Origin of the sequence: Paenibacillus sp. RRE4 (genome assembly GCF_031844205.1) — a bacterium.
GTDB lineage: Bacteria > Bacillota > Bacilli > Paenibacillales > Paenibacillaceae > Paenibacillus > Paenibacillus xylanexedens_B.
Window position 1 is genome coordinate 1,462,263 of the sequence record NZ_JAUZUT010000001.1, and the last position, 14,618, is coordinate 1,476,880.

At 46.8% G+C, this 14,618-nt stretch carries 12 protein-coding genes; all 12 read left to right on the top strand.

What is annotated here, in order from left to right; genetic code table 11:
- Positions 1 to 80 precede the first annotated feature (80 nt).
- The gene (locus Q9R46_RS06710; RefSeq protein WP_145329822.1) at positions 81 to 1,361 is read left to right on the top strand and encodes a M16 family metallopeptidase; all 1,281 of its coding nucleotides are present in this window, start codon (positions 81 to 83) and stop codon (positions 1,359 to 1,361) included.
- Positions 1,318 to 1,770 (top strand): dUTP diphosphatase, encoded by a 453-nt coding sequence (gene dut / locus Q9R46_RS06715; RefSeq protein WP_311279382.1) that lies wholly within the window; start codon positions 1,318 to 1,320, stop codon positions 1,768 to 1,770. The genes Q9R46_RS06710 and dut overlap by 44 nt, the downstream gene beginning before the upstream one ends.
- A gap of 189 nt (positions 1,771 to 1,959) precedes the next feature.
- The gene (gene dpsA, locus Q9R46_RS06720; RefSeq protein ID WP_145329825.1) at positions 1,960 to 2,859 is read left to right on the top strand and encodes a dipicolinate synthase subunit DpsA; all 900 of its coding nucleotides are present in this window, start codon (positions 1,960 to 1,962) and stop codon (positions 2,857 to 2,859) included.
- Positions 2,856 to 3,452: a dipicolinate synthase subunit B gene (locus tag Q9R46_RS06725; protein ID WP_145329827.1), complete on the top strand. Its 597-nt coding sequence runs from the start codon at positions 2,856 to 2,858 to the stop codon at positions 3,450 to 3,452. Before dpsA ends, Q9R46_RS06725 begins: the two co-directional genes overlap by 4 nt.
- 304 nt (positions 3,453 to 3,756) lie before the next feature.
- The gene (gene dapG / locus Q9R46_RS06730) at positions 3,757 to 4,974 is read left to right on the top strand and encodes an aspartate kinase (RefSeq protein WP_145329829.1); all 1,218 of its coding nucleotides are present in this window, start codon (positions 3,757 to 3,759) and stop codon (positions 4,972 to 4,974) included.
- Positions 4,975 to 5,021: 47 nt separating this feature from the next.
- A complete protein-coding gene (gene dapA, locus Q9R46_RS06735; protein WP_145329831.1) occupies positions 5,022 to 5,900 on the top strand; it encodes a 4-hydroxy-tetrahydrodipicolinate synthase in 879 nt (292 codons plus the stop codon).
- A 512-nt stretch (positions 5,901 to 6,412) separates the two neighbouring features.
- Positions 6,413 to 8,062, top strand: a complete 1,650-nt coding sequence (locus Q9R46_RS06740; protein WP_397351758.1) for a ribonuclease J — start codon at positions 6,413 to 6,415, stop codon at positions 8,060 to 8,062.
- A gap of 257 nt (positions 8,063 to 8,319) precedes the next feature.
- The gene (locus tag Q9R46_RS06745) at positions 8,320 to 9,084 is read left to right on the top strand and encodes a ClpP family protease (protein WP_311280959.1); all 765 of its coding nucleotides are present in this window, start codon (positions 8,320 to 8,322) and stop codon (positions 9,082 to 9,084) included.
- Positions 9,081 to 9,314, top strand: coding sequence for a YlzJ-like family protein (locus Q9R46_RS06750; protein ID WP_145329835.1), 234 nt, complete (start codon positions 9,081 to 9,083; stop codon positions 9,312 to 9,314). Before Q9R46_RS06745 ends, Q9R46_RS06750 begins: the two co-directional genes overlap by 4 nt.
- Before the next feature lie 90 nt (positions 9,315 to 9,404).
- Positions 9,405 to 12,188: an FtsK/SpoIIIE family DNA translocase gene (locus tag Q9R46_RS06755; RefSeq protein ID WP_311279383.1), complete on the top strand. Its 2,784-nt coding sequence runs from the start codon at positions 9,405 to 9,407 to the stop codon at positions 12,186 to 12,188.
- Between the two features lie 179 nt (positions 12,189 to 12,367).
- Positions 12,368 to 13,201: a spore cortex-lytic enzyme gene (gene sleB / locus Q9R46_RS06760; RefSeq protein WP_311279384.1), complete on the top strand. Its 834-nt coding sequence runs from the start codon at positions 12,368 to 12,370 to the stop codon at positions 13,199 to 13,201.
- Positions 13,202 to 13,334: 133 nt separating this feature from the next.
- Positions 13,335 to 14,618, top strand: a complete 1,284-nt coding sequence (gene yfmF / locus Q9R46_RS06765; RefSeq protein WP_145329840.1) for an EF-P 5-aminopentanol modification-associated protein YfmF — start codon at positions 13,335 to 13,337, stop codon at positions 14,616 to 14,618.

Below are 14,618 nucleotides of genomic sequence, written 5' to 3' on the forward strand. Positions count from 1 at the left end.
AAAAAGTTGGAACCAAATGTCGATTTCAATTTGTTCATTATTGAGATCAGGGCAATTATAGAGATGTAGGAGGGCCAACCGTGAAAAAAATTCAGCTGGGCAATGGCCTCAGAGTTGTGATGGAACAAATCCCGACCTGTCGTTCTGTGTCATTTGGAATCTGGGTGAAAACAGGTTCGCGTAATGAGCGTACCGAAAATAACGGGGTATCCCATTTTATTGAACATATGCTGTTTAAGGGAACAGATCGTTTCGATGCCAAAGCGATTGCGGAGCAATTTGACGCCATTGGCGGTAATGTGAATGCATTTACATCCAAAGAGTATACCTGCTATTATGCGAAAGTGCTGGATGAGCATCTGCCAATTGCGGTTGATGTGTTGTCCGATATGTTTTTCCGTTCCAAAATGGACGACGGTGAACTGGTCAAAGAGAAAAACGTAATTTTGGAAGAAATCTCAATGTACGAGGATACGCCTGACGACATGGTTCACGATTTGATGGCGCTCGCTGCATATGGAGAGCATCCGCTGGCATATCCGATCCTGGGAACCGAAGAACGACTTAAAGCGATGGATTCCAGTCATTTACGTGCATATATGAAGGAACACTACACCATCGAGAATACCGTGATCAGTATTGCGGGTAACATTGACGATAGTGTGATTGATCTGATGGAGAAACACTTTGGTGCGTTTGATGTTAACGGTGTAACCGAGGAAGTAAACATTCCGACCTTTCAAAGCGGTCAGCTCTTCCACAAAAAGAAAACGGAGCAGAATCATATCTGTATCTCGTTTCCAGGGTGCAAAATCGGAGACCCGTTACAATTCGCCATGGTTGTTCTTAACAATGCGATTGGCGGTGGTATGAGCTCCAGATTGTTCCAGGAAATCCGTGAAAAGCGTGGACTCGCTTACTCCGTTTATTCTTATCATAGCTCTCATGCGGACAGCGGACTATTCACGATCTATGCGGGGACTGCGCCGAAACAGACCAAAGAAGTGCTGGATCTGACCAAAGAAGTTCTACGTGATCTGGCTGTAAATGGATTATCCGAGGATGAACTGCGTAAAGGCAAGGAGCAACTGAAAGGCAGTCTGATCCTGAGTCTGGAGAGCACGGGCAGTCGTATGAACCGACTGGGGAAAAATGAATTGATGCTTGGCAGACATCATACGCTTGACGAGATGATTGCCAAAATTGAACAAGTCACGATGAATGACATCGACGCTGTGCTTGATCTGATGTTCGCAGAGCCGTTTGCGCTCGCGATGGTAGGAGCTTCAGACAAGACGATTGCTGGACTGAGAAGGGATGATTTGGTTGCATTACGTTCAAATAAAGAAATTACCGGGTAACGAAGATATTAAACTGCCGCAAAAGATGTCCGAGCTGGCTGCCGGCTTTGATGTGGTGGCCGCATTGGACGAAGAGGTTGTACTAGAGCCGGGGCAGCGTACGTTGATCCCTACTGGTCTTGCGATGGCGATGCCAGCTGGGCTGGAAGCTCAAATTCGTCCGCGTAGCGGACTTGCGTTCAAACACGGGATTACCTGCCTCAACACTCCTGGAACCATTGATGCGGACTATCGCGGTGAGGTGAAGGTGTTACTCATTAATTTGGGTCAGGAGCCGTTTACGATTGTGCGAGGGGAACGAATTGCTCAAATCGTGTTTCAGACGGTGCCTTCCATCGAATTGACGGAGGTGGCCGAACTTTCGGAAACCGTGCGGGGCGAAGGCGGATTCGGACACACAGGTAAATAACCATACCGTACGTGATTTCTTTTTTACAAACATATTGTTGGCTAACGATAATAATAGCGTGTATCCCGGCCGCCCTTTACAGGGCGGCTTTTTATGTTGAACATGGATTTCATTCCTTTATTGTTTTCACCCCGCTGTAGGCCACTGCATACGATAAGGCATACATGTGGTGAAAGGAGTGACGTCCCGATGCTGACCGGAGTCCGGATAGTCGTTCTTGGCGGAGATGCAAGGCAGCTTGAAGTCATTCAAAAATGCGCCGAGCTTGATGCAACGGTAAGTGTAGTAGGCTTCGATCAACTGGAGCAAGTGATTCCGGGCATTGAGCACCGCGAACTTAAGGATGAAGTGTTTGCTTCTGCAGATGTATTGGTCCTGCCTGTTGTGAGCTGTGATGATCAAGGAAAAGTGAGCTCTTCGTTTAGTGTTGAACCGATTGTTCTGAAAAAGGAACATATGGCCGCCCTGCCGGAGCACTGCACCGTGTTTACTGGCATGGCAAAGCCGTTTTTGCGTGAACTTTGTGAGGAGAATGGCCTTCGGCTTGTGGAAGTGCTTGATCGTGATGACATCGCACTATACAACTCTATTCCGACAGCGGAGGGGGCCATCGCCATTGCAATTAAAGAAACGGATTTTACGATTCACGGGTCTGAATGCATCGTGCTTGGCATCGGTCGAACAGGGTTTACGCTAGCCAAAACATTGCAAGGACTTGGAGCTAATGTACGAGTGGGGATTCGGCGGAATGAGGATGTTGCCAGGGCAACGATCATGGGCTGGAAGCCTTTCATGACAACGGATTTGGCCGCTCAAACCGGGGAAGTTGACTTGCTTTTTAATACGATACCGACTATGATAATCACAGCACAAATCCTGTCCAGGATGCCTCAAAAAGCCGTCATTATCGACCTTGCATCCGCCCCAGGCGGCTGCGATTTCAGATATGCAGACAAACGTGGCATTAAGGCACTGCTCGCACCAGGCCTCCCCGGCATTGTTGCTCCCAGAACGGCTGGCGGCATTATTGCCGACGCGTTAATCCGTTTGCTTTTGGAAGAACAGAACGCACGGGAGGTTAAATCATGAACTGGCAGGGTAAAACGGTAGGTTACGCAATTACGGGGTCTCATTGTACGTTTGAAGAGGTTATGCCAGTCATTAGCCGCTTTGTATCCGAAGGCGCGAATGTCGTTCCGATTATTTCGAACTCGGTACTGACGACGGATACGCGTTTCGGAACAGCGCAGAATTGGCAAAAACAATTGAAAGATATAACGGGTAATGAGATTATCTCTACAATTGTTGAGGCGGAGCCCTTAGGGCCCTCCAAGCTGCTTGATGTGCTGGTCATTGCTCCGTGCACAGGGAATACCACAAGCAAGCTGGCGAACGCGATGACGGATAGTCCGGTGCTTATGGCTGCAAAAGCGCAGATGCGTAATCAGCGTCCGCTTGTGCTGGCGATATCGACAAATGATGGACTTGGTTTGAATGCAGCAAATATAGCTAAATTATTAGTGGCCAAATATGTATATTTTGTACCGTTTGGTCAAGATGATCCAACGAAAAAACCAAACTCGTTAGTTGCCAAAATGGAACTTATCCCGGAGGCTTGCTGGAGTGCACTGGAAGGAAAGCAACTGCAACCGATGATTGTGGAGCGTGCTCCACAGGCTTAAGGATGGCATTCAGGGCAATAACGGCTATGCGCTTGGAGAAATGAAGAAGGGTACGAGAGACAAAGAAAATCATGGGGGACGATAGCTGGATTATACAGCTACCTCTAAACACGTTCCTGTTCATAAGGGCATTCCTGCTTGCATATGATCTTCATGCAGCAAGCAGGAGAGATGTATTTGATATACATGTCATACATGCCGTATACATTGCTGAGATTATCGCATCGGAACGCTCCCAAGGGTTATGCATTTGTTGATTTGACCCGTGTCCAGTCTTCTTGCGTACACAAATGGAGGAATAAAGATGCGTATTATGGTACAAAAATTCGGAGGTACATCACTCTCTACTGTGCAAGCGAGAGAGCATGTGCTCCGGCATGTTAAACGTGAGCTCGAAGCGGGTTTTAACCTCGTTATTGTGGTGTCAGCCATGGGTCGCCGCGGTGAGCCTTATGCTACGGATACACTTTTGGACTGGGCTGCACAGAACGGGAATGCTTTATCTGCTCGCGAAAAAGATTTACTGCTGTGCTGTGGTGAAATTATTTCTGCAACAACACTCAGCAGTTTGCTTGAACATGAAGGCATTCCAACTTCAGTGCTGACCGGCGCACAAGCAGGTTTTGTGACGGACGACAATTTCGGGAATGCCCGGATATTGGATGTCCGTCCTGTTCGTGTGCTGGAACAGCTTCAACTCGGTCGCGTTGTCATTGTAACTGGATTCCAGGGACAAACGGAAAAAGGCGATTTTACCACACTCGGACGCGGAGGTAGTGATACATCCGCTACAGCTCTGGGTGCAGCACTACGAGCTGAGATGGTGGACATATACACGGACGTTAACGGGATATTAACGGCTGACCCTCGGATTGTTGAAGATGCTCGTCCGTTGACCGTAGTAAGCTATGCGGAAATCTGTAACATGGCTCATCATGGGGCGAAAGTTATTCATCCGCGTGCCGTCGAGATTGCGATGCAATCGCAAATTCCCGTGCGGGTAAGATCTACTTTTGCCGATACAGAAGGTACGCTTGTTACCCATCCGGAAGGGTTTCAGGATGTACAGACAGGCATTATTGACCGCTATGTAACCGGTATTGCTTATGTGAGCAATGTTACGCAGATTACGGTGGATGTTCCTGGTGGGACGGATCGCCTCCAATTAAAAGTGTTCAAAACGATGGCGGAAAATTCAATTAGCGTTGATTTTATTAATGTAACCCCCTCGGGAGTCGTCTATACCGTGTTTGATAGTGATTCCGAGAAGGCTATACGCGTATTGCAGGAGATCGGACTAAAGCCTCAAAGTCTGTCCGGCTGTGCCAAAGTATCTGTTATTGGCGGAGGAATTAACGGTGTGCCTGGAATTATGGCCCGCATTGTGGAGTCACTTACACTCGCAGATATTCAGATTTTGCAATCGGCGGATTCCAATACAACGATCTGGGTGCTTGTTAAAAAAGAAGATATGGTTCAGGCTTTGAGAGCACTTCATGCCTCATTCGAACTTCACTTGTAACTCACCCATGTTAGCGGAGCCAGACTTGTTTTGAGGGAGGAATCGAATTGGACTTTGGAAGATTGATTACAGCAATGGTCACTCCGTTCAATGCACAAGGAGAGATTCATTGGGAGGAAACGGCACGTCTCATCGATTATCTGATCGTTGATCAAAAGTCGGAGACTCTCGTGATTTCTGGAACAACAGGGGAGTCGCCAACACTTAGTGATACAGAGAAAGTTCAATTATTCGAATTTGCAGTGAAACATGCGGCTGGAAGGTGTAAGATTATTGCCGGAACGGGTAGCAACAACACAGCCCATTCTATCCATCTGACAAAAGAAGCTGAACGTGTTGGGGTAGACGGGGTATTATTAGTTGTTCCGTATTACAACAAGCCGAGCCAAGAAGGTATGTTTAGACATTTTGAAGCGATTGCTGCAGCAACTACGCTGCCAGTGATGCTATACAATGTTCCTGGACGTACTGTCGCAAACCTGTCTGCTGCAACCACGTTGCGACTGGCACAAATCCCGAATATTGTGGCGACGAAGGAATGTGCCTCCATGGAGCAGGTAACTTTAATTGCAGCGGATGCACCAGATCATTTCAGAGTCTATTCAGGGGATGATGCGGCAGGTTTGCCTGCTATTGCAGTTGGTGCTCACGGTATTGTTAGCGTGGCGAGTCACGTCGTGGGAGCAGAGATGAAAAAGATGATCGATGCCTTTTATGACGGCGACCCTCTACAAGCGAGACGCATTCATCAGAAGCTCTTCCCGCTATTTAAAGGGTTGTTTGAGTGCCCACAGCCTTTGCCTAATCCGGTAGCGGTAAAATATGCATTAACTTTACGTGGACTGGACGTAGGCTCAGTGCGTCTGCCTTTGATTCCGCCTACCGTAGAGGAGCAGGATTACATTAAAAATCTGCTTCAATTGTAAATAAAAGTTGGATTCATTAGACGTTTATTAATGATAAGCACGAACGCTATGTTTAACGAAAGAACCGCACCTCTCAGGTAGAGGCAGCGGTTCTTTTTTTGACGAGCGATGTAAGGTTTCTTTTTTTGCAGGAAGGGAAACCTACAGGTTAACGAGAGAGTGACTTGTTTTTTCTGTTTTTAATCATGTATAATGATGTCAAGTGACTGGGTGCGGTATTTTTTTGAAATTGAAAGCGACATCGTTTCGTTGGTGTGGCTTTGCGGTGAAAAAGGAAGGAACGGCTAAGAGGGGAAATTCGGATCCAACCTGTTGGTGATGGGGTATAACTTCGAAGAACTTCTTCCAAATATCGTGAATAAAGGTGTTCTTTTGCATTCATCCCTAATTCATAGGGGTGTGATGTTTGAACTACTTTTCTTAACTTACAATAAATAATAAGGTACGACGTCCAACTACCATAGGAGGTTCAGATTCATTTGTCTAAGAAAAATAATAATAACGAGAAGCTGATGATTTTTGCATTGGGCGGCGTAGGCGAGATTGGTAAAAATATGTATGTTATCCAATACGCGAACGACATTGTAGTCGTAGACGCTGGTCTTAAATTCCCTGAAGAAGATATGCTTGGTATTGATATTGTCATCCCTGACATTTCGTACTTGACCGAGAACCGTGATAAAGTACGCGGCATTATTTTAACTCACGGTCACGAGGATCACATCGGCGGTTTGCCATATGTCCTCAAACACTTGAATGTTCCTGTTTACGGAACCAGACTTACACTTGGTCTTGTCGAGAACAAACTGAAAGAAGCTAATTTGCTGGGTGAGACGAAACGTATCCTCATTAACGCAGATTCAGAGATCGAACTGGGAACAACGCTGAAAGCATCATTCTTTGCTACTAATCATAGTATTCCCGATTCCGTCGGGGTATGTGTAGAAACGCCGGAAGGCGCAGTTGTTCACACAGGTGACTTTAAATTTGATCATACGCCAGTGAATGGTCAGTATGCAGATCTCCAACGTATGGCACAGATCGGAACCAACGGCGTACTTGCGTTGCTCTCTGACAGTACCAATGCGGAGAAACCTGGATTCACTCCATCTGAGAAAAACGTAGGCATTGTGCTGGAAGATATTTTCCGCAAAGCTAACCAACGTGTCGTTGTCGCAACGTTTGCTTCCAACGTACACCGTATTCAACAGGTTATCAATGCAGCAGAGGTTACTGGACGTAAAGTTGCAGTGATCGGACGCAGCATGGTAAATGTGGTGGGTATCGCTTCGGATTTAGGTTATCTGGAAATTCCAGATGGAATGATCATTGAGCCGGAAGAAGTTGGCAAAATGGCTGCAGATCGTGTAGTTATTCTCTGCACAGGTAGCCAAGGTGAGCCAATGTCCGCATTGACGCGTATGGCGCGTTCTACGCATCGCAAAGTGGACATCCTTCCCGGAGATACCGTTATCATTGCAGCAACACCTGTACCAGGGAACGAAAAGTATGTAGGCCGTACAATTGACGAACTGTTCCGTCTGGGAGCTAACGTACATTACAGCGGTGCTAACAGCGGCGTTCACGTATCTGGTCACGGTAGCCAGGAAGAATTGAAGCTTATGCTCAACCTGATGAAACCGAAATACTTCCTGCCAATTCACGGTGAATTCCGGATGCAACGTCGTCACGCGGTGCTCGCTGAATCCGTAGGCATCGACCCGGACAATATTTTCATTACGGATATCGGTGAAGTTGTCGAGATTCAAGGTGGAGCTGCACGTAAAGCAGGTAAAGTAACTGCAGGTAACGTGTTGATCGATGGTCTGGGTGTAGGTGATGTTGGTAACATCGTATTGCGTGATCGTAAATTGCTGTCTCAGGACGGTATTCTGGTTGTCGTGGTAACACTCAGCAAGCAGGATGGTAAAATCGTCTCTGGTCCGGATATTATCTCCCGCGGATTCGTGTATGTACGCGAGTCAGAAGGACTACTGGATGAGGCTAATCGCATTGTAAGCAGTACTTTGCAGAAGCTGATGAGTGAAAATGTAAACGAGTGGGCTTCACTTAAAACAAACGTTAAAGATGCTTTGGGACGTTTCCTGTATGAGCAAACGCGTCGTAGACCGATGATTTTGCCAATCATTATGGAAGTTTAAAATAAGTTTAATAAAAAACATATAATCAGGCACACAGTCGCCCCTTCTCTACGAGTAATATTGGACGGTTCCTCGTAGAGAAGGGGCTTTTTTGTGTTTTTAAAAGAAGGTATGAGAGGGGAGAAAAATTTCAAAGGCTGATTGATGGAAATGTTTGTTCAGGGAAAGTATAAGGTCGTTGACAGATTCCCCATACTAAGGAAAAGACAACAATTATATTTTTCAGGAGAAGGAGACAGCATGTTATGAATGAGCAGATGAATGACAACAAACGAATGCCAAAATCCAATCAGTCGGAGGCCGAAGCTCCAGATATTCCGGTGCAGGAGGAGAAGCAACTTTCTCCAGTCACAGAATCCATTCAGCAGTTCGGGCAAACACAGTCACCAGCCAGTGAATCTAATATTTTCTGCATGACCATTATCGGTCAGGTAGAGGGACATTTAATTTTACCTCCACAGAACAAAACAACCAAGTATGAGCATATAATTCCGCAGCTGGTAGCGGCAGAGCAGAATCAGAAGATTGAAGGCATTTTGATCATTCTCAATACCGTAGGTGGAGATGTGGAAGCTGGCCTTGCTATTGCTGAGATGATTGCCTCTTTGAGCAAACCAACGGTGACCGTTGTCATTGGAGGAGGGCATAGTATTGGTGTACCGATTGCAGTTGCTTCCACGTACTCGCTTATTGCGGGAAGTGCCACAATGACGATCCACCCGATACGTATGAATGGACTTGTCATAGGTGTACCCCAGACGTTTGAATACATGGAGAAGATGCAGGAGCGCGTTGTACGGTTTGTAACTTCACACTCTAACATTTCCGAAGACATGTTCAAAGAATTGATGTTCAAGACAGGAGAGTTGAATCGGGATATAGGAACAGCAGTAGGAAGTGCAGACGCGGTGAAGTACGGTCTCATGGATGCTGTTGGTGGTATTGGTCAAGCCATCGCACAATTAAACAAGCTTATGGGAGATAGAAGACAGGCGATGCAAGCAGGAGGATACACGCAATGACAACCATGTATACTGTGATGCCTCCAGAGCAACTATGGTCAGGCATGTGGACAGAGGCAGGGGATACGAAAGAGATCCGAATGAATGGTTTGTTGATGCAGGTCAGACCGGTAAACGACACCGAGGCTGTTATTGTGCGTTTACTTGACTGCCCACTTGAAGCATATCTGGATCCGTCCAATCTGCCGGGTTCAACCGTTCCGCTTTCGGGTAACACAAGTCCAACATAACGCGACGAATTCAGACAAATGGTGCAGAAAAAGAACATATGTACGGAATATATTTGTATGGTATAATATTCTTCTGGGGGTGACCTGATTTTGGCCAGAAGAAAAAAGAGGAAAAAAAAGGGTGCCGGGTTTAGTGGTGTCTTAAAATATGAAATTTATGGAATTGTGCTAATCACGCTGGCAGTTATAGCACTATCGGGTGAAGCCACAGTGGGACGTTCGCTTTCCAAGATGTTTGGACTGATGCTTGGCAAGTTTTATTTTGCGATTCCGCTTGTGGGCATATACTACGGTTTGATGGTGATGATTCATCGGAAGTGGCCTAGTGGCTGGACTACACGCAAGACGGGTTTGGTACTGCTTGTCTTTGCGTTAACCTTGATGAGCACCATATCGGCTATGCATCAGAAGTTGCTTCCGGTTGACGCGCTTGAACCAGGTGCGGTGCTGACCCAGGTACATAATGATATGCAAACTGAATTATTGACACCAGCTGCCCCTGGAGAACGGGATTCCATGCTTGGTAAGGATATTAGCGGCGGGTATCTTGGTGCAGGACAGTTTGCTTTATTTTTGTGGTTATTTGGCAGTCTTGGCGCAAGATTGATCATGATCGTCATGTTTGTGATTAGCTTTATGCTTGTTACGGGGCTTTCCTATGTTGATTTGATACGCATATTCCGAACTAAGATTTGGGATGCTGGCAGCTCCATGTACAAAAAGCTGGAATCCAGACCAGCAAAACGTTCCGCTTCCAGTGTGACGGGAGTTAAGAAAAACAACGCACGTAAACTCGCACCTGTACCCGTTGATGATGAGGAAGAGGATGACGATTATGATTCTCCCGATTCCCAAGAAGGACAGCTGCCCAAACGTAAAGCTCCGATATTCTTCCAGTTGTTCGGAAAATGGGGTGCGGATCGGCAGCCCGCGAAACAGGCTGAGGAATCATCATCGGAAACAGATGTGCTCGAATCGGAACAGGTCGTTTATCGTGCTGGGCAGGATTTGCCAACCGAGGCATGGTCTGGAGAGCTTGAGTCATCTGCGATCAAAGGTTCTGGTGTAGCAGCAGTTGGTGCAACAGCATCAGTAACGCAGGCAAAGGTTGATTCGGCACCGATTATTCGTGACTTCTTTGAACATGTCAGATCAGAGGGCTCTGACAAGGATGATGATCTGGATGATGCCTATCCTTTCCCGGATGATCTGAATCATAATAACAGCACTCTAGATCAGGTAGACAAAACGGATATTAAATTTACAGATGAACTGGTAGAAGCAGAGTGGACTGAAGCCCATGGCGCAACAGACATGCTTCAAGCGGATCTTGAGCAAGAGATAACGGATGGAGAAGACGCTCCGAGTAAAACGTTGAACTCTGGCATGGAGCAGGATGGTGTGGCAGGAGAGAGCGTACAACCTGTCATACCGCCACCTCCTCCGCCGAAGCCATACAAGCTTCCTTCATTCCGTCTTTTGTCCAAGCCTAATAATAGTGGAAAAGGTAGCGATCAGAAGGATTACATGCAGACTGCACGCAAGCTGGAAGCAACGTTAGAAAGTTTCGGTGTACGTGCCAAAGTTCTGGAGGTTGTCCGAGGACCAGCGGTTACAAGGTATGAAATTCAACCAGATATCGGGGTCAAGGTTAGCCGGATCGTCAGTCTTACCGATGATATCGCTTTAGCTCTGGCTGCGAAAGATATTCGGATGGAAGCACCCATTCCAGGAAAATCGGCAATTGGTATTGAAGTCCCGAATGGCGAAGTATCCGTTGTGACCATGCGTGAAGTGATGGAGACAGCCACGTTCCAGGATGCTGAATCCAAAGTAACAATTGCGTTTGGGCGTGATATATCAGGTCAGACGATCATTGGCAACTTGGCCCGTATGCCCCACTTGTTAGTGGCTGGGGCTACCGGATCAGGAAAGTCGGTATGTATCAACGGCATTATCACCAGCATTTTGTATAAAGCTAAGCCAGATGAGGTCAAGTTTCTAATGGTTGACCCCAAAATGGTTGAGTTGAATGTGTATAACGGAATTCCGCATCTGATGGCACCGGTAGTGACCGATCCGAAAAGAGCGTCGCTTGCGCTCAAAAAGATCGTAGTCGAGATGGAGAAAAGGTATGAGTTGTTCTCCAAATCAGGTACACGTAACGTTGAGGGATATAACAATCTGATGAAAGATAATCCGGCGGCGGTACTGCCATACATTGTGGTCATTGTGGACGAGCTTGCTGATTTGATGATGGTAGCTGCTGGAGATGTAGAGGATGCGATTGCGCGCCTTGCGCAGATGGCCCGTGCAGCCGGAATTCACCTGATCATTGCGACGCAACGTCCTTCCGTTGATGTTATTACAGGGGTAATCAAAGCGAATATTCCTTCACGGATTGCATTCGGCGTATCCTCACAAGTCGATTCACGTACGATTCTGGATATGGGTGGAGCAGAGAAGTTGTTAGGCCGTGGCGACATGCTGTTCATGCCAATGGGTGCTTCCAAGCCAATTCGTGTTCAGGGGGCGTTTATGAGTGATGAAGAGGTTGAAAATATCGTGAATTACGTTCGAGGTCAAGGCGAAGCGCAGTATGATGAATCCCTTGTGCCAGAGGTAGATGACTCCAATCAAGCAACAGAAGAAGTACAGGATGAATTATACGAGCAGGCTGTACAGATCATTCTGGAAGCAAAGCAGGCTTCGGTGTCACTCTTACAACGTCGAATGCGGGTAGGTTATACTCGTGCAGCGCGTTTGATTGACTCGATGGAAGCCAGAGGTGTGATTGGGCCATATGAAGGCAGCAAACCTCGCGAAGTCCTTGTTTCGTTGGAACAGTATCAACAGAACAAAATAAGCTCATAGAGAAGCGTTAGAAAACCTTCAACCTTTATGGTTGGAGGTTTTTTGTTGTTCCGCAGCTTTTGAGGTTTTGCCATTTGCTCCAGAGATCGGCTCGTTTGGTGCATAGGAAACAAGGCGGCTTGTCATAATAACGGTAGCGATTCTGTTAAATCCCACAAGAGAAAGGTAGAGCATAGTCGATGCGAAAAATGAACCTATGGCTTTTCACTGCTATTTTGTTGATATCCGCGCTCGGAATCCGTTATTTGCTTCCTGAGCATACAGCACCTCAAAGTGCTGCTCAGAACAACCTTCCGGTAGAGGAAAAGGCAATGCCAACTTTCAGTAACAATACCGTGAAATATGGCAGTTATGGGCAGGATGTCTATGAGCTTCAGGGACGGTTGAAGTATCTCGGTTTTTACAATGGTAAAATCGACAGTAATTTTGGCAGCAGTACGCTGAAATCAGTGAAATGGTTTCAATCCGAATTTGGCATGAAGGCAGATGGTGTGGTAGGCGCCAAAACCAAGTTAAAACTGTATAATGCCAGCACCAAGTGGTCACCAACGGAGCCCCCTCTGCATAAAGGAGGAGCATCTGGCGGAGACACAGCTGGAGGTGGAGATACTTCCGGTAACGAGAAGGACAATATGGGTTCTGCCAATGCCATGGGACTCTCGGAAAACGAGCTTAAAATTATGGCGAACGCCGTATATGGCGAAGCGCGAGGAGAGCCGTTTGAGGGTCAGGTAGCCGTTGCCGCTGTGATTCTGAATCGCGTAAACTCACCAAGTTTTCCATCTACACCTTCCGGGGTTATCTTTCAGCCTGGAGCATTTACAGCGGTAGCGGATGGACAGATCTATCTGGAGCCCAATGCACAAGCGAAAAAAGCGGTAGAGCAGGCATTGAACGGATGGGATCCTTCCGGTGGATGTTTGTATTATTTTAACCCGAAGACAGCCACATCCAAATGGATATGGACTCGTCCGCAGGTGAAAACGATCGGGCAGCATATATTCTGCATGTAATCGGGCAATCCAGCGGGAAGCAACCAGAAGGCATGACTTCGGTTGCTTCTTGGCTTTTGGATGGTTTAAAATGGAGGTTACGTTTAAGCTTGAGACAGGTTATCTAAATGACGCCGTAAAGGGGTTTTGACATTTGAATACCGCAGCATTTGAACGGGGGAGCCGTAAACAGCTACGTATCCATGTGCTTCCAACCAAACGTTTCAAAACGTTCGCTATCTCACTGTATGCCGGAGTTCCGCTACGCGAGGACACCGTTACTCCTGTGGCATTGACACCGTTTGTTTTAAGAAGAGGGACAGAGTCCTATCCGGAAACAACGCAATTTCGAGAGCAATTGGAGCATTTGTACGGAGCAGGATTTGGTTTTGACGTCTATAAACGCGGTGATTATCAGATTGTGCAGTTTCGTATGGACACCATTAATGATTCGTTTGTCGGAGGTGGGGAGCAGCAACTTCTGGATCGTTCGTTTGCGTTTCTTGGAGAAGTGCTGACCAAGCCCGCGAGGGAAAATGGACACTTCAAAACATCGTATGTACAGGCAGAACGCGAGACGGTTCGTAAAAAGCTGGAGTCCATTGTGAACGATAAAATGCGTTATGCTGCTGAACGGTGTATCGAAGAAATGTGCAAACATGAGCCTTACCGGCTTCATCCCTTGGGTGAACGAAAAGCACTGCCAGCCATGGAACCTTCTGAATTAACAGTTGCTTATGAAAACTGGCTAAGGGAAGCCAGCATGGACTTGTATGTGGTCGGGGATACAACACTTGAAGAAGTAGAGGAACTGGTGCAGCGTCATTTTAACCTTGAACGCAAGACTTCCTCTGACTATCAGGCTCAGAAGGCGGTGCGTGGGGATGAGGAGCCACATACGGTCATTGAACGGCTGAACATTGGGCAGGGCAAGCTGAACCTGGGGCTTCGCACTTCCATTACCTATGCAGATGATAAATACGCTTCAGCGCTAATGTATAACGGTATTTTGGGTGGATACCCGCATTCGAAGTTGTTTGTCAATGTTCGTGAAAAAGAAAGCCTCGCCTATTATGCTTCTTCCAGATACGATGGGCACAAAGGCATTGCCACCATTCAATCCGGAATTGAAATTCCCAATTATGAAAAAGCAGTGACCATTATCAAGCAACAGCTTGAGGAAATGAAACTTGGTCATATCACCGATCTGGAGATGTCCCAGACAAAAGCGATGATCCGTAATCTGTTAAAAGAAATGCAGGATGCTGCTTTTGAGATGATTGCTTATGATTTTAACCGTCAGTTGTCCGGTAAGGAGAGAACATCTGAAGAGCTGCTTGCTCAAATCGAGCAGACGACCAAGCAGGATGTTCGTGAGGCCGCAGAGCAGTTCCGACTGGATACGATTTATTTCTTGCGGGACGAGAAGGAGGAATAG

Bases quoted from the DNA above. Each gene is read 5' to 3' on its own strand.
- sleB (WP_311279384.1), top strand. From the start codon at position 12,368: ATGCGAAAAATGAACCTATGGCTTTTCACTGCTATTTTGTTGATATCC.
- Q9R46_RS06725 (WP_145329827.1), top strand. From the start codon at position 2,856: ATGAACTGGCAGGGTAAAACGGTAGGTTACGCAATTACGGGGTCTCAT.
- Q9R46_RS06750 (WP_145329835.1), top strand. From the start codon at position 9,081: ATGACAACCATGTATACTGTGATGCCTCCAGAGCAACTATGGTCAGGC.
- dpsA (WP_145329825.1), top strand. From the start codon at position 1,960: ATGCTGACCGGAGTCCGGATAGTCGTTCTTGGCGGAGATGCAAGGCAG.
- dapG (WP_145329829.1), top strand. From the start codon at position 3,757: ATGCGTATTATGGTACAAAAATTCGGAGGTACATCACTCTCTACTGTG.
- dut (WP_311279382.1), top strand. From the start codon at position 1,318: ATGATTTGGTTGCATTACGTTCAAATAAAGAAATTACCGGGTAACGAA.
- Q9R46_RS06745 (WP_311280959.1), top strand. From the start codon at position 8,320: ATGAATGACAACAAACGAATGCCAAAATCCAATCAGTCGGAGGCCGAA.
- Q9R46_RS06740 (WP_397351758.1), top strand. From the start codon at position 6,413: ATGATTTTTGCATTGGGCGGCGTAGGCGAGATTGGTAAAAATATGTAT.